Here is a 17,048-nt window from a genome sequence, read left to right on the forward strand (position 1 = left end):
GGTGGCCTTGACTTGATTCTGACTTCTGCTGTGTCCGTGACTGTTCCCGCTTCCAAGACGATCTCCCCGACCTCGCGCCGTGCGCTGCTGCTGGCCGGCGCGGCCGCCTGCCTGCCGCGTCCCGCGCTCGCCGGCGCCCAGGTGGAGGAGCCGCTGGCGGATCAGGTGCGGTCGGCGCTGTCGGCGGCGATCGCGTCGGATGCGCCGCCCAAGCCGAACTTCGCGTCGATCGAGCCGCGGCTGGCCTATCTGCGCTGGCTGGGCGAGATGAGCGAGCGCATGAAGCGCAAGAAGAGCGAGGCGCAGACCCGCATCGAGTTCCTCGAGACGATCTGGTACGAGAGCGCGCGCGCCGGCCTGGAGACCTCGCTGGTGCTGGGGCTGGTGCAGGTGGAGAGCGGCTTCCGCAAGTACGCGATCAGCGTGGCGGGCGCGCGGGGCTACATGCAGGTGATGCCGTTCTGGACGCGCTCGATCGGCGATGGGCAGGTCTCGCGGCTGTTCCACATGCAGACCAACCTGCGCTTCGGCTGCGTGATCCTGCGCCACTACCTCGACATCGAAAAGGGCAACCTGTTCCTCGCGCTGGGCCGCTACAACGGCAGCCGCGGCCGGGCGGAGTATCCGAACCTCGTGATGGGCGCGCGCAAGGCCTGGCTGATGCCCGGTCAGACCTGAGCGAGTACGCCAAGGCCAGGGCCCAGGCCCTGGCGCGTGTTCAGGCCCGGAAGTTCAGGCCCGGAAGGTCAGGCCCGGAAGTTCAGGCCCGGAAGGTCAGAATCAAGTCGACGCGGGAGCGTTCGGCCGCAATCCCATCCACGCCTGCGGCGTGGCGCCGGGCAGCTGCGCGAGCTCGAGCACACGCTCGACGGTCTCGGCGACCATCTCGTCGATGGTCTTGGGCTTGAGGTACAGCGCGGGCAGCGGCGGGAAGACGATGCCGCCCATCTCGGTCACCGCGGTCATGTTGCGCAGGTGGGCGAGGTTGAGCGGCGTCTCGCGCACCATCAGGATCAGCCGGCGACGCTCCTTGAGCGTGACATCGGCGGCGCGCGACATCAGGTTGTCCGACAGGCCGTGCGCCACCGCGGCGAGCGTGCGCATCGAGCAGGGCGCGATGATCATCGCCGCGGTCGGGAAGCTGCCGCTGGCCACGCAGGCGCCGATGTCGCCAGGGGCGTAGGCGACGTCGGCCTCGCGCTCGAGCGCGTCGCGCGCCAGGCCGAGTTCATGGTGGGCGTTCAGCACGCCCGCGGGGCTGAGCACCAGGTGGGTCTCGGCGCCGAGCGCGCGGGCGCGGCGCAGCAGTTGCAGCCCGTAGGCGGCGCCGGTCGCGCCGGTGATGCCGACGATCAGGCGCGGACGCTGCGCCGCCGGGGCCGTCATCAGGCCTTGGCCAGCAACTGCTGCAGCTCGCCGCTCTCGTACATCTCCATCATGATGTCGGAGCCGCCGACGAACTCGCCGTCGATGTAGAGCTGCGGGATGGTCGGCCAGTTGGCGTATTCCTTGATGCCCTGGCGGACCGCCTCGTCCTCGAGGACGTTGAAGGTCTTGAGCTCGCTGGCGCCGCTGGCCTTCAGGATCTGGATGGCACGGCCGGAGAAGCCGCACATCGGGAACTGGGCGGTGCCCTTCATGAAAAGGACGATGCGGTTGCCTTTGACCAGGTCGTCGATGCGTTGCTGAACGTCGCTCATGGCGGAATCCTCTGAAAGCTGATGCGGGGGTGGCGTAGCAATAGCGCGGCAAACGGCAGACCGGCCGCGCGATCCGGCGATTATCGGCCAGCGCGCAAGCCCTCGCTCGGACGAGCCCAAGGGCCAGGCGGGAGGGGAGCCGGGTAGCGCTGCACCCGGCGCACCCGGCGCACCCGGCGCGTCCGGCGAGCCCGACACAAGCGATGCGCCGGGCTCGGGGCGCTTATTGATCGTCAGAAGGTCAGAAGCTGTAGCTGACGCCCAGCTGCACGACCGGCTTGTAGCGGAGGTCGGGCGCGAGGTCTGCCTGCGGGGCGCTGTTGCCCAGGCGCAGGCCGGAGTAGCCGCCGCCGATCACGCCCACGTCGGCGCTGAAACCCCAGCCGCCGCGCAGCGAGTAGCTCGTATAGCCGACGCCGACGTAGGACACCGACAGGTTGGGCTCGCGCTCCGGACCCGTCAGCAGGCTCAGGCTGCGCCGCCCGGCCGACAGCGACGGCGTGATCGTCGACGCGCGGCCCAGCGCCAGGCCGGAGCTGCTCTGCAGCAGCGACATCGGACCGAGCATCAGCCCGCCGGTGGCCCGCAGGCCGCCGCGCGTGCCGGCGCCCAGGCCGGATCCGGTGAGGTAATAGTCCGCCAGCAGGTTCGCGCTCAGCACGCGGCTGCCGCGGCGGGCGTCGAAGGAGAGGCTGTCGTCGTCCTGGCTCTGGCTGACCTGCAGCCGCGCCTGCCAGCTGGTGAAGGCGTGGCGATCGGTCTTCAGTTGCAGGCCCTGCTGGGCCCACGCCGCGCCGGCCATGCAGACACTGCCGGCCAGGACCACGGCAAGGCGCAGGAGCGAGGGGGCGGCGCGCATGACAGGTCTCCCAGACTGACGACAACACCCGTTTCGAAATGGATCAAAACGGGCACCAAGTCAGACCATGCTACGCCCCGGCGAGTTACGGCGCCAGATCGAGTTGAGGGGGATTTTGGTCACTGTTGCGGATTCCCGGCGCGGGTTCTCGCAGTGTGGAAACAGCGTGTGACCCAGCGCTCAAAAGGTTGGCCAGCGCCCACCCGTGGTGCGCGGCTGGCCGCCCAAGTCCCGCCGGGTCTCGATGTCGACGAAGCCGCGCGCCCGCAACATCGCCGACACCGCGCCCGCCTGGTCGTAACCGTGTTCCAGCAGCAGCCACCCGTTCGGGCGCAGCCAGTCGGGCGCCCCCTCGACCAGGTGGTGGAGGTCCGCGAGCCCGTCCCCCTCCGGGGTGAGCGCGCTGCGCGGTTCATGCGTCAGGGCATCCAGATGGTGGTCGTCGCCCGCCACGTAAGGGGGGTTGCTGACGATCAGGTCGAACGCTGCCTGACCGGCCAGCGCCTGGTACCAGCTGCCCAGATGCCCCTCGACCGGCAGGCCCAGCCGAGCCGCGTTGTCACGGGCGACGGCAAGCGCGCCCGGGCTGAAGTCGACCATGTGCACGTCCGCGTCCGGCCGCCGGGAGCGGATCGCCAGCGCGATCGCGCCGGTGCCGGTGCCCAGGTCGACGACGCGCGGCGCAGGAAGGGCCGCCAGCCGCTCGAGCGCCCACTCGACGAGCACCTCGGTGTCCGGGCGCGGGATCAGCGTGTCGGGTGTGACGCGCAGCGTCAGGCCGAAGAATTCCTTGTGGCCGACCAGGTAGGCGAGCGGCTCCCCGGCCAGCCGGCGCGCGAGCCAGTCGTGGAAGCGCGCGCTGATCTCGGGACCGTTGGCGGGATCGGCCGCCAGCGCGTCCGTGTCGTGCGTGATCAGCCAGGCCCGCGATACCCCCAGCAGCGCCTGCAGCAGGTACTGCGCCTCGGCGCGCGGCAGGCCGGCGGCGATCGCGGCGCGCTGGGCGCCGGCCACGGTCAGCACGGCGTCCTGATTCCCGCCGGCGCTCATGCGATGCCGCCTTCCAGCGCGGCGAGCTGCTCCGCGGCCTGGGCCTGTTGCAGACCCTGCAGCACGTCGTCGAGATCGCCATCCATGATCGCGCCCAGCTTGTACAGCGTCAGGTTGATCCGGTGGTCGGTCAGGCGGCCCTGCGGGAAGTTGTAGGTGCGGATGCGATCGCTGCGGTCGCCGCTGCCGATCAGGCTCTTGCGCTGCGCCGCTTCCTTGGCGGCGCGCTCGCTGCGGTCCTTCTCGCGCAGCCGGGCCGCGAGCACCGCCAGCGCCTTGGCCTTGTTGCGGTGCTGGCTGCGGTCGTCCTGGCATTCGGCGACCAGTCCCGTGGGCAGGTGGGTGATGCGGATCGCGCTGTCGGTCTTGTTGACGTGCTGGCCGCCCGCGCCGCTGGCGCGGAAGGTGTCGATGCGCAGCTCGGCGGGATTGAGCTGGATCTCCTCGGCCTCGTCGGGCTCGGGCATCACGGCGACGGTGCAGGCGCTGGTGTGGATGCGTCCCTGCGACTCGGTCGCCGGCACGCGCTGCACGCGGTGGCCGCCCGACTCGAACTTCATCTGCCCGTAGACGCTGTCGCCATCGAGCCGCAGCACGATCTCCTTGTAGCCGCCCAGGTCCGATTCATTGGCTGACAGCACCTCGCAGCGCCAGCCGCGGGCTTCCGCGAAGCGGGTGTACATGCGGGTGAGGTCGCCGGCGAAGAGCGCCGATTCGTCGCCGCCGGTGCCGGCGCGGATCTCGAGGAAGGCGGGCCGCTCGTCGTCCGGATCCTTGGGGATCAGCGCGAGCTGCAGGTCCTGGTCCAGCTGGGCCAGGTCCGCCTGCGCCGAGGCGATCTCCTCGCGCGCCATGTCGATCATGTCGGCGTCGCCGCTGTCGAGCAGCTCGCGCGCGGCGAGCAGGTCCTGCTCGCGCTGCAGGTAGCGCCGGTAGCGCTCGACCAGCGAGGACACCTCGGCCTGCTCGCGCGTGAGCGCCCGATAGCGCTTCATGTCCGCGGCGACGCTGCCGTCGGCGAGGATGGTGTCGAGTTCCGTCAGCCGATAGCCGAGGCGGTCGAACTGCTGGCGCAGGGCGTCTTTCATGGGGAATCCGGGAACGGGGAGGGCCGCGCCACCCCCAAGGGGTGGGCCGAGGGCGCGGCGCATCGCACCGCGGAGGGATCGCCGCTAGGAGTCGGCGGCCTCGCCGTGGGAGTGATCCGGGGCCGGCGACTTCGCGCTGCCGCGCAGGAAGAGCCGCGACACCGTCTGCGCCATCTGCAGGCGCTGTTCGCCATCGCTGCCGTTGAGCTCGGCCATCGCGCCGTGCAGCATCTTCTGCGTCAGGCCGCGCGAGAGCGCGTCCAGCACGCTGTCGATGTCCTCGCCCCGGGCCAGCAGCTTGCGGGCGCGCTGGATCTCGGCCTGGCGCCAGCTGTCGGCCTGCTGGTGCAGCGCCTGGATCAGCGGCACCGTGTGGCGTTGGCCCAGCCAGTGCACGAAGCTCTGGACGCCGGTCTCGATGATGGCCTCGGCCTGCTGGACCGCCGCCTGGCGCTTCTCGCCGGCGGTCTGCACCAGCTGCGAGAGGTCGTCCACCGTGTACAGGTAGACGTCGTCGAGCTGGGCGACTTCCTGCTCGATGTCGCGCGGCACGGCCAGGTCGACCATGAACATCGGCTTGTGGCGGCGCTTCTTCAACGCGCGCTCGACGGCGCCCAGGCCGATCAGCGGCAGGCTGGACGCGGTGCAGGAGATCACCGCGTCGAATTCATGCAGGCGGTCGGGCAGGTCGGCCAGCCGGAAGGCCTCGGCGCCGAGATGGGTGGCGAGCTTCTCGCCGCGCTCGAGCGTGCGGTTGGCCACCGCGATCGAGCGCGGGCCCTTGGCGGCGAAATGCGTGCCGACCAGCTCGATCATCTCGCCCGCGCCGACCAGCAGCACGCGGATGTCGGCCAGGTTCTCGAACAGCTGCGAGGCCAGCCGGACCGACGCCGCGGCCATGCTGATCGAGTGGCTGCCGATCTCGGTGGAGCTGCGGACTTCCTTGGCCACCGAGAAGCTGCGCTGGAACAGCTGGTGCAGCGTGGTGCCAAGCGTGCCGGCGGCATCGGCCTCGCGCACCGCCTGCTTGAGCTGGCCCAGGATCTGAGGCTCGCCCAGCACCATCGAATCCAGCCCGCTGGCCACCCGGAACGCGTGACGCGCGGCCGCGCCGCCCTCGACGACGTAGGCGTGGTCCATCAGCGTGGCGCTGCCGACGCCGCCGACCTGCGCCAGCCAGTCCACAGCGGGGCGGACCATCTCGGGCTCGCCAGCCACGTACAGCTCGGTGCGGTTGCAGGTGGACAAGATGGCCGCTTCGGCGGCCGCCGCGGTCGAGGTGCTCGGACGGCGTCGCGTCGTGCCCATCTGGTCCTGGAAACGCAGCAGCGTCGGGGCCAGTTGCTCGAGCGTGAACGCGAAACGTCCGCGCAGATCGAGCGGCGCGGACGTGTGGTTCAGACCGAGGGTGAAGACGGACATGCGGCGATTATAAAATTCCGCCCCGATCCGTGCGCCGCACGGGTCTTGCCGGCGCGCTCATCGCCCGGGGATGCGTCAAGAAAGATGCATTCGACACCGACACTACCTCCAAATATCCTCGCCTGGAGCGAACCGACTCGTGGATCCACTCGACGCCGTCTGGCATCTCGGCAACCTTTTCCTGCCCGCCTGGGGCGTGGCCGCGCTCATGGCGGTGGCGCTCAAGATGATCTTCCGCGAGACCGTCGCCGGCATGCGCTGGCGCACGCTGGCCATCTGGGGCGGCATCGGCGGGACGATGGGCATCGCCGCCGCGCTGATGCTGCTGGGCGCGGACGGCACCATGGCCGGGTACGGCCTGATGCTGCTGGGCATCACCGCGGCGCAGTGGGGTGTGAGCTACAAGCGCTGAGGCGACAGGCGCCCCAAAGGGGCGCCGCCGCTCAGGCCGGCAGGTCCTCGGTGACCGGCACCTCGCCGCGCAGCGAGTGCGCGTAGGCCTCGGTGATGCGGATCGGGACGATCTGGTGCATCAGCCGCTCGTGGCCCTTGAAGTTGACGATGCGGTTGCACTCGGTGCGGCCCATCAGCTCGGTGCTGTCGCGCCGCGCGTGGCCGGAGACCAGCACCGGCACCGTCTTGCCGACCAGGCTGTGGTTGTGGCGGATCGACGTGGCCTCGATCTCGGCCTGCAGCTCCTGCAGCCGGCGGACCTTCTCCTCATGCGAGGTGTCGTCGGCGAGCGTGGCCGCGGGCGTGCCGGGGCGCGGGCTGAAGATGAAGCTGAACGAGGCGTCGAAGCCGATGTCGCGCACCAGCTGCATCGTCTTGGCGTGGTCCTCGGCGGTCTCGCCGGGGAAACCGACGATGAAGTCCGACGCGATGCGGATGTCGGGCCGCACGGCGCGCAGCTTGCGCACGATGCTCTTGAACTGCAGCGTCGTGTAGCCGCGCTTCATCGCCATCAGGATGCGGTCCGAGCCGTGCTGCACCGGCAGGTGCACATGGTCCACCAGCTGCGGGATCTTGGCGTAGGCGTCGATCAGGCGCTGGCTGAACTCGTTGGGATGGCTGGTCGTGTAGCGGATGCGCTCGATGCCGGGAATCTCCGCGACGTACTCGAGCAGCAGCGCGAAGTCGGCGATCTCGTCGGTGCCGCCCATCGTGCCGCGATAGGCGTTCACGTTCTGCCCCAGCAGCGTCACTTCCTTGACGCCCTGGTCGGCCAGTCCGGCGACTTCCTCGAGCACGTCCTCGAAGGGGCGGCTGACTTCCTCGCCGCGGGTGTAGGGCACCACGCAGTAGGAGCAGTACTTGGAGCAGCCCTCCATGATGGAGACGAACGCCGACGCGCCCTCGACCTTGGCCGGCGGCAGGTTGTCGAACTTCTCGATCTCGGGGAAGGAGATGTCCACCTGCGGCTTGAGCAGTTGCTGGCGCTGGGCGAGCATCTGGGGCAGGCGGTGCAGCGTCTGCGGGCCGAAGACGACGTCCACGTAGGGCGCGCGCTCGATGATGGCCGCGCCTTCCTGGCTGGCGACGCAGCCGCCGACGCCGATCATGACGCCCTTGGCCTTGAGGTGCTTGATGCGGCCCAGGTCGGAGAACACCTTCTCCTGGGCCTTCTCGCGGACCGAGCAGGTGTTGAACAGCACCAGGTCGGCCTCGTCGACATCGGTCGTGGGCTCGTAGCCCTCGGCGGCGCGCAGCACGTCGGCCATCTTGTCCGAGTCGTACTCGTTCATCTGGCAGCCGAAGGTCTTGATGAAGACTTTCTTGCTCATCGCATCACCCGCCTCAAGGCTTGCGCCAGACCTGGCTGGGCTGGTCGAAGACGAGCTTGGCGGCCTGCTCGGCGCTGGTCGGCCAGGTCTTGTTGGCGAGCTCGACGTCGTTGAGCACCCAGACATCCATGATCAGACCGTGCATGTCGGTCGTGTAGAGCACGGTGAGCTTCTGGTTGAACACCTCGCCGGGCGTGGTGAGCATGTCCACGGCGTTGCGGATCCGCGATCCGGGGGCGAGGCGTGCGTCCTTGCCGTTGAGCTTGACGTCGGGCGCGACGCCCACGATCAGTTCGCCGCGCAGCGCGCGCTGCGGGAAATAGCGATGGCCGGGGACGATCTGGGCCTGGGCGTCCAGCGGGGTCGCGATCGTGGCGACGAGTCCCAGCAGCGGGGCGCTGAGGGCGAGGCTGGCGGCCAGGGCCATCAACGGACGGCGGGGCAGGGCGGGCTGGGCACAGCGGTACATGGTGTAGATCCAGTGGCTGCGGAAGTTTCGCAAGGGCGCGAGTTTACCGGGACACCCCCAGCGCCAGCGGCGCGGGCGCCGGTTCAGGCAGCACGTACACCACACCGGCACCGTGTCCCAGCACCGGCGCGACGACCCGATCGAAGAACTCGCCCGTCACGACCACGCAGCCCAGCGAGATGCGGTTGTCGTCCGGGGACGGCGACGCCAGGCGCTCGGCGCGGCGCTCGTGCGCGGGGCTGGGGCGCAGCCGATGGATCGCGAAGGCGGCGTCGTAGTCGACCCAGATGACGGTCTCGCCCTTGAGGTTGGGACCGGGCTGGCTGTCGTAACGGCCCGCCGGCGTGGTGCGCAGCGCGGCCGGGATGCCGGTGGCGACCATCTCGCCGACGCCGGCCGCGACGCGGTCGCCCCGCGCCAGGCCCAGCAGTGCCGGGGCGGCGCCGGCCAGGCGGCCGTCGGCGGTGAAGATGTAGAGCTTGGCGTCCTTCTTGTCGACGACGGCGAAGGGCAGTCCCTTCGCGTCGGCGCGCTCGAAGGCGTTGCGCGCCATGGCGCGGGCTTCGGGTGAGGCGGGCTCACCCCGGAAATCCACCAGCGGGGAGGTCGTCCCGGTCGCCACGGTCGCGCCGGCGACAACGCGAGGCACGGCTGCCTCGGGGCTCTGGAACCCCGGTTCCGCGTGCGCCATCGAGGCGCCCAGCGCGAGCGCACCCATCCACCATCCCAACGACCCGATCGACTTCATGAACTGCCCGATGTCTTTCTGGCGGACTGTTTCCGGGCGCCGGCCGCGGGGCCGGGCTGTCCGCTGGGGCCGCATATTACGGAGCAACGGGACGTTTCAAGTGTTGAGCAATCGCCGGAAACGCCCGGACTTTCCCGAGAATTTGTAAACCGGGCGGATAGCGGCAGGAGTTGGCGAACCGACTTGGCGCGGGCGGGCCCGGCGCCTACCATGCTGCGGCGCAACAAACGCGGGGGGACGTGCATGGGGCTGCTCGGCATCCTGGTGGGACTGGCCTTGCTGGTCGGGTTCTCGTACCGCGGCTGGACGGTGCTGCTGCTGGCGCCACTGGCGGCGCTCGTGGCGGCGGCGCTGTCGGGCCAGCCGCTGCTGGCGCACTGGACGCAGGTCTTCATGCCGGCCGCGGCGGGTTTCCTCGCGCAGTTCTTCCCGCTGTTCCTGATGGGGGCCATCTTCGGCAAGCTGATGGAGGACAGCGGCTCGGTCCGGGCGATCGCCGCGTTCATGACCGGCTGGCTGGGACCGCGCCGGGCGCTGCTGGCAGTGGTGCTGGCCGGCGCGGCGGTGACGTATGGCGGGGTGAGCCTGTTCGTCGCGTTCTTCGTGCTGGCGCCGATGGCGCATGCGATGTTCCGCGCGGCGGACCTGCCGCCCCGGCTGATGCCCGCGGCGATCGCGCTCGGGACCTCGACCTTCACGATGTCCGCGCTTCCCGGCTCTCCGGCGATCCAGAACGCGATCCCGATGCCCTTCTTCGGCACGACGGCCTTCGCCGCGCCGGGGCTGGGCGCGATCGCCGCGGCGATCATGCTGGGCTTCGGCCTGTGGTGGCTGTCCGTGATCGAAGGGCGCGCCCGCCGGGCCGGCGAGGGTTACCGCGCGGCCGGTGCCGCGCGCGACGCCTCCACCGATCCGCTGCTGCGCGAGCGCGGCAACATGGCCGGGCATTTCGATCCGGCGGAGCTGACGCCGCGCGAAGCGGCCCGGACGGCCACGTCAGCCGCGTCGTCGGCATCGGCCGGATCTCCGTCCTCTCCATCGGCCCCCGGCATCGTGGCGGCGGCGCTGCCGTTGGGCGTGGTCGTCCTGGTGAACCTGGTGGCCAGCCTCGTCGTGCTGCCCCGGCTGGACACGTCCTATCTGGCGCAGGCGCGATTCGGCGCCACCTCGCTGACGGCGGTCGCGGGCGTGTGGGCGGTGCTGATCGCGCTGTTCGCTGCCAACGTGGTGCTGGTGGTCTTGCACCGCGCGCGGCTGCCGGACCTGAAGCGCAGCATCGACGCCGGCGCCAACGCGGCGGTGCTGCCGGTGCTGTCGGTGGCGAGCCTGGTGGGTTTCGGCGCGGTAGTGGCCTCGCTGCCAGCCTTCGCGGACGTGCAGGCCTGGGTGCTGGGCCTGGAGGGCGGGCCGCTGGTGTCGCTGGCGGTGTCGACCAACCTGCTGGCGGCGCTGACGGGGTCGGCCTCGGGCGGTCTGACGATCGCGCTGGAGGCGCTCGGGCCGTCCTACCTGCAACTGGCGCAGGCAACCGGGATGGACCCCGCGCTGCTGCACCGGGTGGCGGTCATCGGCGCCGGGACGCTGGACAGCCTCCCGCACAACGGGGCGGTGGTGTCGCTGCTGGCGGTGTGCGGCTGCACGCACCGCGAGAGCTACCGCGACATCGTGATGGTGGGCATCGTCGGGGCGCTGCTCGCGCTGGTGGCGGTGATCGCGCTGGGCGGGATGTTCGGGAGCTTCTGAGCGGCGCCTTGCGCGCGAAGCCTAATCGCCCGTACGCGTACGGTCATTACCGGCCAGCAATACAGCGTCGCGCGCCGACACACAAAATCCGCGCATTACAGGACCGGGCGCGGCTCGGCAAGCAGAGAGCGACGATGACAACGATCGTGGGAACCTCGCCATGTTGATGGCTGCCGTGCGCGTCGCGCTGCGACGCCCTTACACCTTCTTCGTGCTGGCGCTGCTGCTGCTGATCATCGGCCCGCTCGCGGCGATGCGCACCCCCACCGACATCTTCCCGGAGATCAAGGTCCCCGTGATCGCGGTCGCCTGGCAGTACACCGGGCTGCCGCCGGACCAGATGGCCGGGCGGATCTCGACGCTGTTCCAGCGCACGCTGACCACCACCGTCAACGACATCGAGCACATCGAGGCCAACACCTATCCCGGCGTCTCGGTGGTGAAGATCTTCTTCCAGCCGGGCGTGAACATCTCGGTGGCCAACGCGCAGGTGACCGCCATCGCGCAGGTCGCCGTGCGGCAGATGCCTGCAGGCACGACCCCGCCGCTGATCCTGAACTACAACGCCGCCACGGTGCCCATCCTGCAGCTCGCGCTGTCGGGGCAGGGGCTGTCGGAGCAGCAGCTCTTCGACCTCGGCTTCAACACCATCCGCACGCCGCTGGTGACCGTGCCCGGCGCCGCGATCCCGTTGCCGTACGGCGGCAAGCAGCGCCAGGTGCAGATCGACGTCAACCCCGCCGCGCTGCAGGCGCGCGGGCTCTCGGCGCAGGACGTGGCCACGGCGCTGGCCGCGCAGAACGTGCTGACGCCGATCGGCACGCAGAAGATCGGCGAGCTCGAGTACACGCTGCAGCTCAACAGCGCGCCCGCCGCGATCGAGGACCTGGGCCGGCTGCCGGTGAAGGTCGTCAACGGCTCGACGATCTACCTGCGCGACGTCGCCGACGTCCACGACGGCAACGCGCCGCAGACCAACATCGTGCATGTGGATGGCGGTCGCTCGGTGCTGATGTCGGTGCTGAAGAACGGCGCCGCCTCCACGCTCGCCATCGTCGACGGCGTGCGCGCCAAGCTCGCGGAGCTGCGGCCCTCGCTGCCCGACGCGCTCGAGGTCAAGCCCATCAACGACCAGTCCGTCTTCGTGCGCGCGGCCATCAAGGGCGTGGCGATTGAAGGCGCCATCGCCGCGGCGCTCACGAGCGCCATGATCCTGCTGTTCCTCGGGAGCTGGCGATCGACGGTGATCATCGCGGTGTCGATCCCGCTGTCGATCCTGGGCTCGATCATCGGCCTGGCGGCGATCGGCGAGACGCTCAACCTGATGACGCTGGGCGGCCTGGCGCTCGCGGTGGGCATCCTGGTCGACGACGCGACGGTGACCATCGAGAACATCAACTGGCACCTGGAGCACGGCAAGGGCGTCGAGGAATCGATCATGGACGGCGCGCGTCAGATCGTGACGCCGGCCTTCGTGTCGCTGCTGTGCATCTGCATCGTGTTCATCCCGATGTTCTTCCTCGAGGGCGTGTCGCGCTTCCTGTTCGTGCCGATGGCCGAGGCGGTGATCTTCGCGATGGTGTGCTCGTTCATCCTGTCGCGCACGCTGGTGCCGACGATGGCCAAGTACCTGCTGCGCCCGCACGCGCCGCTCACCGATGGCCACGGTCATCTGTCACAGCCGCCGTCGCGCAATCCGCTGGTGCGCTTCCAGCGCAACTTCGAGGCCCGCTTCGAGCGCGTGCGCGAGGGCTACCGCGGCCTGCTCGAGTCCGCGCTCGGACGGCGCAAGCCGTTCATCGTCGGCTTCGCCGCGGTGGTGGCGCTGTCCTTCGTGCTGGTGCCCTTCATCGGCAGCAACTTCTTCCCGCAGGTGGACTCGGGCCAGATCCTGATGCACGCCCGCGTGCCGGTGGGCACGCGCGTCGAGGAGACCGCCGCGCGCTTCGCGAGGATCGAGCAGGCGATCCGCCGCGTGATCCCGTCCGACAAGATCGAGACGATGGTCGACAACATCGGCCTGCCGCCGTCGTCGATCAACCTGACCTACAACAACACCGGGGTGCTGGGCACGTCCGACGGCGACTTCCAGATCGCGCTGAAGGAGGGCCACGCGCCCACCGCCGACTACGTGCGCACGCTGCGCGAGGTGCTGCCGCGCGAGTTCCCCGACACGACCTTCTCCTTCCCGCCGGCCGACATCGTCAGCCAGATCCTGAACTTCGGCGCGCCCGCGCCGATCGACGTGCAGGTGCGGGGTCGAGACATCGAGGCCAACTTCGCCTACGCGCAGCAGCTGCTCAAGCGCATCAAGGCGATTCCGGGCGTGGCGGACGCGCGCATCCAGCAGTCCAACAAGGCGCCGGTGTTCAACGTCGACGTCGACCGCACGCAGGCCCAGCTGCTGGGCCTGACCACGCGCGACGTGGCCAACAGCCTGGTGGTGAACCTCGCCGGCAGCAGCCAGGTGGCGCCGACCTTCTGGCTGAATCCGCAGAACGGGGTCAGCTATTCGATCGTGATGCAGACGCCGCAGCACCAGCTCGATTCGCTGGCCGCGCTGGGCAACCTGCCGATCGGGAATGGCAGTGGCAGTGGCGGTGGCAGCGGCACCGCGGGCAGCTCGACGCTCGGGGGGCTGGCGAGCTTCCAGCGCGCGACGGGGCCGGCGCTGATCAGCCAGTACGACGTCCAGACGATGGTGCAGATCCACGCGACGACGCAGGATCGGGATCTCGGCGCCGTGGCGCGCGACATCCGCCACGTGCTCGCCGACACCCAGGCCGCAGTGCCCAAGGGCTCCAACGTGCAGCTGCTGGGCCAGGTGCGGACGATGGACCGCGCGTTCTCGGGCCTGCTGTTCGGGCTGCTGGGCGCGGTGGTGCTGATCTACCTGCTGATCGTCGTGAACTTCCAGTCGTGGCTGGATCCGGCGGTGATCGTGTCGGCGCTGCCGGCCGCGCTGGCGGGCATCGTGTGGATGCTCTTCGCCACGGGCACGACGCTGTCGGTGCCCGCGTTGACCGGCGCGATCATGTGCATGGGCGTGGCCACGGCCAACAGCGTGCTGGTGATCAGCTTCGCGCGCGAGCGGCTGGAGGAACTCGGCGACGCGACCGCCGCGGCGCTGGAGGCCGGCTTCGTGCGCTTCCGTCCGGTGCTGATGACCGCCTTGGCCATGGTGATCGGCATGTTGCCGATGGCGCTGGGCCTGGGCGAGGGCGGCGAGCAGAACGCACCGCTGGGCCGTGCGGTGATCGGCGGGCTGGTCTTCGCGACCTTCGCCACGCTGGTCTTCGTGCCGGTGGTGTTCAGCCTCGTGCACCGACACCACCGCCGTCCCGTCGCCGAGACGGGCTCGCCTTCTTCCGAATCGACTGACTTGACCGCCGGCGGCCGCGACGCGCTGCCCGGGGCCGGAGATCCCTCCCATGCGAACTGATGCATCCACCGCCGCGGTGTCCGCCAAACCGCCGGCGCGTTTCGGCCGCACGGCCCTTGTCCTCGCGCTGATCGCCGTCGCGGTCGTGGCCGCGGGGCTGTGGTCGCGCAAGTCCAATGCCGAGCAGCTGCGCGCGTCCGCCGACGATCGCGGTCAGCCCAGCGTCGCGCTGATCGCGCCGCAGCCGCTGGTCGAGTCCGGCCTCGAGCTGCCCGCGCGCATCGAGGCCTGGTCGCGCGCGCCGATCTACGCGCGGGTGAGCGGCTATCTGAAGCGCTGGAACGTGGACATCGGCGGCAAGGTCAAGGCCGGGCAGCAACTGGCCGAGATCGAGACGCCCGATCTGGACCAGCAATTGATGCAGGCCAAGGCCGAGCTGGCCACGGCGCGCAGCAATGCGGCGCTGGCCGCGAGCACGGCCAAGCGCTGGCAGGGCCTGCTGGCCTCGGACTCGGTGTCCAAGCAGGAAGTGGACGAGCGCACCGGCGACATGGCCGCCAAGCAGTCCCAGGTCACGGCGCTGCAGGCCAACGTCGATCGCATCGAGGCGCTCAAGCGCTTCACGCAGCTGACAGCGCCGTTCGACGGCGTCGTGACCGCGCGCAACACCGATGTCGGCGCGCTGATCAACATCGGCGGCGCGCCGGGCAGCGAGCTCTTCGTCGTGTCGGACATGCGCAAGCTGCGGGTCTACGTGAACGTGCCGCAACGCCAGGTCGCGCAGGTGCGCGCTGGCGACAAGGCGGTGCTGACGGTGCCGGAGCGGCCCGGCCAGCGCTTCGCCGCGACCGTGCAATCGACCTCGCAGGCGATCAACACGGCCAGCGGCGCGATGCTCGTGCAACTGGCCGTGGACAACGACCGGGATGAGCTGCTGCCGGGTGGATTCGCCACGGTGCGGTTCGAGGGCGCGAGCGGGGCCGGAGCGAAGGGTGCGAATGCAGTGAACGCCGCGAACGTCGCGACGAACGCGGGTGTGTCGCTGCCGCCGGGTGCCGTGATCATCGGCAAGGATGGCGTGCAGGTCGCGACGGTCGACGCGGGCAACCGCGTGCGGCTGCGCAAGGTGACGATCGCGCGCGACATGGGCACGCGCATCGAGCTCGGCGCCGGGCTGACCGCCGCCGATCGCGTGATCGCCAATCCGCCGGACGGCATCGCCGAAGGCGACCTGGTGCGCGTGGCGCAACCGGCGAGCCAGCCGACGGCCTCGTCGGCGTCGGCCGCGCCCAAGGGCCGCACATGAGTTCGATCATGAAGAGCGCGCTCGCGGTCTCGATGGCCACGGCGATCGCCGCGCTGGTCGCCGGTTGCGCGCAGCCGCCGCGCACGCAGCTGCCCGAGGTGCCGATGGCGCCGGCGTTCAAGGAAGCGCGCGGGCCGTGGGTCGAGGCGGGCACGACCGCGCCGATCGCGTTCGATCACTGGTGGCAGGCGTACGGGGATCCGGAGCTCGACGCGCTGCAGCAGCGGCTGATCGACAACAGCCCGGACCTGGCCTCGGCGCTGGCGCGCTATCAGCAGGCGAGGGCGGCGACCGACACGCTGCGCGCTGCGCAGGCGCCGACCTTGAACTCGTCGCTCAACGCGCAGCGCGACCGGCAATCGGAGAAGCGGCCGTTGCGCGTGCTGGGGCCGACCTCACCCGATTGGTACAACAGCGCGACGCTGGGCCTGGACCTGAGCTACGAGGTCGACCTGTGGGGACGCGTGTCGCGGCAGGTGGCTGCGGGCGTTGCGTCGGAGCGCGCGGCGTCGGCGGACCTCGCGGCAGCGCGGCTCGCGCTGCAGGCGCAGCTCGCCGATGCGATGCTGCAATTGCGCGGTCTGGACCGCGACAACGCGTTGCTGGCTGATGCCGAGGAGGCCTACACGCGGGCCTTCGATCTGATCTCGCGGCGGCACCAGGCCGGCATCGCGTCGGGCCTGGATGAGGCGCGGGCGGAGAGTCAGCTGGAATCGGCGCGTTCGCAGCGGCGGCAGTCGCAGGCGCAGCGCGCGGTGCTGGAGCACGCGATCGCGGCGCTGGTCGGGGCGAATGCGTCGACCTTCCGGATCGAGCCGATGGATACGGTGACGCTGGCGATGCCGGTGGTGCCGCCGGGGCTGCCGTCGACGCTGCTGGAGCGCCGGCCGGACATCGCCGCGGCGCGCCAGCGCGTGGTGGCGGCGACGGCGACCTTGGGCATCGCGCAGACGGCGTTCTTCCCGTCGGTGGTGCTGAGCGCGCAGGGCGGATTCCAGAGCAGCGACTTCGGCCGTTTCCTGGAGGCGCCTAATCTGTTCTGGGCGATCGGCCCGACGCTGGCGTTCAACCTGTTCGACGGCGGCCGGCGAAAGGCGGAAGAAGCGCGCGCCACCGCGGCGCTGGACGAGTCGGCGCAGCGTTATCGCTCGACGGTGCTGGGCGCGTTCCAGCAGGTCGAGGATCAACTGGTGCTGCTGGACCGTTACGGCGAGGCGCTGGCATCGGAGCGCAAGTCGGTGGACGCGGCGGAGCGATCGCTGTCGCTGGCGACGAACCGCTATCGCGCGGGCGCGGCGGCCTATCTCGAGGTGGTGACCTCGCAGACGGCCGGCCTGCAGGCGCGCCGGAGCGCAGTGGATCTGGAGACGCGCCAGCGGCGCGCGACGGTGGCGTTGGTCAAGGCGCTGGGTGGAGGCTGGACTTCATCGCCGGACATGCAGGTCGGGACGACCCGCTGATCCGGCAGAACCGCTGGCAGATCCGCAGGCGGATCGC

Annotated in this window: 15 protein-coding genes; 6 read left to right on the plus strand and 9 right to left on the minus strand. The window is 70.4% G+C overall.

Annotated features, from left to right (window positions below):
• Positions 1 to 36: 36 nt before the first annotated feature.
• Positions 37 to 678 (plus strand): lytic transglycosylase domain-containing protein, encoded by a 642-nt coding sequence (locus ACNI65_RS01285; protein ID WP_416760743.1) that lies wholly within the window; start codon positions 37 to 39, stop codon positions 676 to 678.
• A 102-nt stretch (positions 679 to 780) separates the two neighbouring features.
• Here the strand turns inward: ACNI65_RS01285 and ACNI65_RS01290 are convergent, their stop codons facing one another.
• From ACNI65_RS01290 to hemA, 6 genes are all read right to left on the minus strand, one after another.
• The gene (locus tag ACNI65_RS01290; protein WP_416760744.1) at positions 781 to 1,386 is read right to left on the minus strand and encodes a UbiX family flavin prenyltransferase; all 606 of its coding nucleotides are present in this window, start codon (positions 1,384 to 1,386) and stop codon (positions 781 to 783) included.
• Positions 1,386 to 1,700 (minus strand): Grx4 family monothiol glutaredoxin, encoded by a 315-nt coding sequence (gene grxD, locus ACNI65_RS01295; protein WP_416760745.1) that lies wholly within the window; start codon positions 1,698 to 1,700, stop codon positions 1,386 to 1,388. Before grxD ends, ACNI65_RS01290 begins: the two co-directional genes overlap by 1 nt.
• A 241-nt stretch (positions 1,701 to 1,941) precedes the next feature.
• Entirely contained in the window at positions 1,942 to 2,559 is a 618-nt protein-coding gene (locus ACNI65_RS01300) for a hypothetical protein (protein WP_416760746.1), read from the minus strand.
• 180 nt (positions 2,560 to 2,739) lie between these two features.
• Positions 2,740 to 3,609 (minus strand): peptide chain release factor N(5)-glutamine methyltransferase, encoded by an 870-nt coding sequence (prmC, locus tag ACNI65_RS01305; RefSeq protein WP_416760747.1) that lies wholly within the window; start codon positions 3,607 to 3,609, stop codon positions 2,740 to 2,742.
• Complete coding sequence (gene prfA, locus ACNI65_RS01310) at positions 3,606 to 4,697, minus strand: peptide chain release factor 1 (RefSeq protein WP_416760748.1); 1,092 nt, start codon at positions 4,695 to 4,697, stop codon at positions 3,606 to 3,608. Before prfA ends, prmC begins: the two co-directional genes overlap by 4 nt.
• A gap of 84 nt (positions 4,698 to 4,781) precedes the next feature.
• On the minus strand, positions 4,782 to 6,119 hold the full coding sequence (gene hemA, locus ACNI65_RS01315) for a glutamyl-tRNA reductase (RefSeq protein WP_416760749.1): 1,338 nt from the start codon (positions 6,117 to 6,119) through the stop codon (positions 4,782 to 4,784).
• Positions 6,120 to 6,258: 139 nt separating this feature from the next.
• Between hemA and ACNI65_RS01320 the strand changes: the two genes are divergently transcribed.
• Complete coding sequence (locus ACNI65_RS01320) at positions 6,259 to 6,531, plus strand: hypothetical protein (RefSeq protein WP_416760750.1); 273 nt, start codon at positions 6,259 to 6,261, stop codon at positions 6,529 to 6,531.
• Between the two features lie 31 nt (positions 6,532 to 6,562).
• On the opposite strand, the gene miaB is transcribed toward ACNI65_RS01320, so the two are convergent.
• Genes miaB through ACNI65_RS01335 form a run of 3 tightly spaced genes read right to left on the minus strand, consistent with a single transcriptional unit; the run spans position 6,563 to position 9,120 of the window.
• On the minus strand, positions 6,563 to 7,903 hold the full coding sequence (gene miaB, locus ACNI65_RS01325; RefSeq protein ID WP_416760751.1) for a tRNA (N6-isopentenyl adenosine(37)-C2)-methylthiotransferase MiaB: 1,341 nt from the start codon (positions 7,901 to 7,903) through the stop codon (positions 6,563 to 6,565).
• A gap of 13 nt (positions 7,904 to 7,916) precedes the next feature.
• On the minus strand, positions 7,917 to 8,372 hold the full coding sequence (locus ACNI65_RS01330; RefSeq protein WP_416760752.1) for a hypothetical protein: 456 nt from the start codon (positions 8,370 to 8,372) through the stop codon (positions 7,917 to 7,919).
• A 43-nt stretch (positions 8,373 to 8,415) separates the two neighbouring features.
• A complete protein-coding gene (locus ACNI65_RS01335) occupies positions 8,416 to 9,120 on the minus strand; it encodes a hypothetical protein (RefSeq protein WP_416760753.1) in 705 nt (234 codons plus the stop codon).
• Between the two features lie 243 nt (positions 9,121 to 9,363).
• Here ACNI65_RS01335 and ACNI65_RS01340 point away from each other — a divergent pair, with 243 nt between their 5' ends.
• The 4 genes from ACNI65_RS01340 (at position 9,364) to ACNI65_RS01355 (ending at position 17,011) form a co-directional block, all read left to right on the plus strand.
• Positions 9,364 to 10,863 (plus strand): GntP family permease, encoded by a 1,500-nt coding sequence (locus ACNI65_RS01340; protein ID WP_416760754.1) that lies wholly within the window; start codon positions 9,364 to 9,366, stop codon positions 10,861 to 10,863.
• Positions 10,864 to 11,026: 163 nt separating this feature from the next.
• Positions 11,027 to 14,305, plus strand: a complete 3,279-nt coding sequence (locus ACNI65_RS01345) for an efflux RND transporter permease subunit (RefSeq protein ID WP_416763543.1) — start codon at positions 11,027 to 11,029, stop codon at positions 14,303 to 14,305.
• The gene (locus ACNI65_RS01350; protein WP_416760755.1) at positions 14,295 to 15,551 is read left to right on the plus strand and encodes an efflux RND transporter periplasmic adaptor subunit; all 1,257 of its coding nucleotides are present in this window, start codon (positions 14,295 to 14,297) and stop codon (positions 15,549 to 15,551) included. Before ACNI65_RS01345 ends, ACNI65_RS01350 begins: the two co-directional genes overlap by 11 nt.
• Positions 15,548 to 17,011 (plus strand): efflux transporter outer membrane subunit, encoded by a 1,464-nt coding sequence (locus ACNI65_RS01355; RefSeq protein ID WP_416760756.1) that lies wholly within the window; start codon positions 15,548 to 15,550, stop codon positions 17,009 to 17,011. The genes ACNI65_RS01350 and ACNI65_RS01355 overlap by 4 nt, the downstream gene beginning before the upstream one ends.
• Positions 17,012 to 17,048: the final 37 nt, after the last annotated feature.

It is taken from the genome of Roseateles sp. So40a (assembly GCF_048081605.1).
GTDB lineage: Bacteria > Pseudomonadota > Gammaproteobacteria > Burkholderiales > Burkholderiaceae_C > Roseateles.

Excerpts from the sequence above, each read along its gene's own strand:
- ACNI65_RS01290 (WP_416760744.1), bottom strand. The coding sequence starts at position 1,386 with ATGACGGCCCCGGCGGCGCAGCGTCCGCGCCTGATCGTCGGCATCACC.
- grxD (WP_416760745.1), bottom strand. The coding sequence starts at position 1,700 with ATGAGCGACGTTCAGCAACGCATCGACGACCTGGTCAAAGGCAACCGC.
- ACNI65_RS01300 (WP_416760746.1), bottom strand. The coding sequence starts at position 2,559 with ATGCGCGCCGCCCCCTCGCTCCTGCGCCTTGCCGTGGTCCTGGCCGGC.
- prmC (WP_416760747.1), bottom strand. The coding sequence starts at position 3,609 with ATGAGCGCCGGCGGGAATCAGGACGCCGTGCTGACCGTGGCCGGCGCC.
- prfA (WP_416760748.1), bottom strand. The coding sequence starts at position 4,697 with ATGAAAGACGCCCTGCGCCAGCAGTTCGACCGCCTCGGCTATCGGCTG.
- hemA (WP_416760749.1), bottom strand. The coding sequence starts at position 6,119 with ATGTCCGTCTTCACCCTCGGTCTGAACCACACGTCCGCGCCGCTCGAT.
- miaB (WP_416760751.1), bottom strand. The coding sequence starts at position 7,903 with ATGAGCAAGAAAGTCTTCATCAAGACCTTCGGCTGCCAGATGAACGAG.
- ACNI65_RS01330 (WP_416760752.1), bottom strand. The coding sequence starts at position 8,372 with ATGTACCGCTGTGCCCAGCCCGCCCTGCCCCGCCGTCCGTTGATGGCC.
- ACNI65_RS01335 (WP_416760753.1), bottom strand. The coding sequence starts at position 9,120 with ATGAAGTCGATCGGGTCGTTGGGATGGTGGATGGGTGCGCTCGCGCTG.
- ACNI65_RS01340 (WP_416760754.1), top strand. The coding sequence starts at position 9,364 with ATGGGGCTGCTCGGCATCCTGGTGGGACTGGCCTTGCTGGTCGGGTTC.
- ACNI65_RS01350 (WP_416760755.1), top strand. The coding sequence starts at position 14,295 with ATGCGAACTGATGCATCCACCGCCGCGGTGTCCGCCAAACCGCCGGCG.
- ACNI65_RS01355 (WP_416760756.1), top strand. The coding sequence starts at position 15,548 with ATGAGTTCGATCATGAAGAGCGCGCTCGCGGTCTCGATGGCCACGGCG.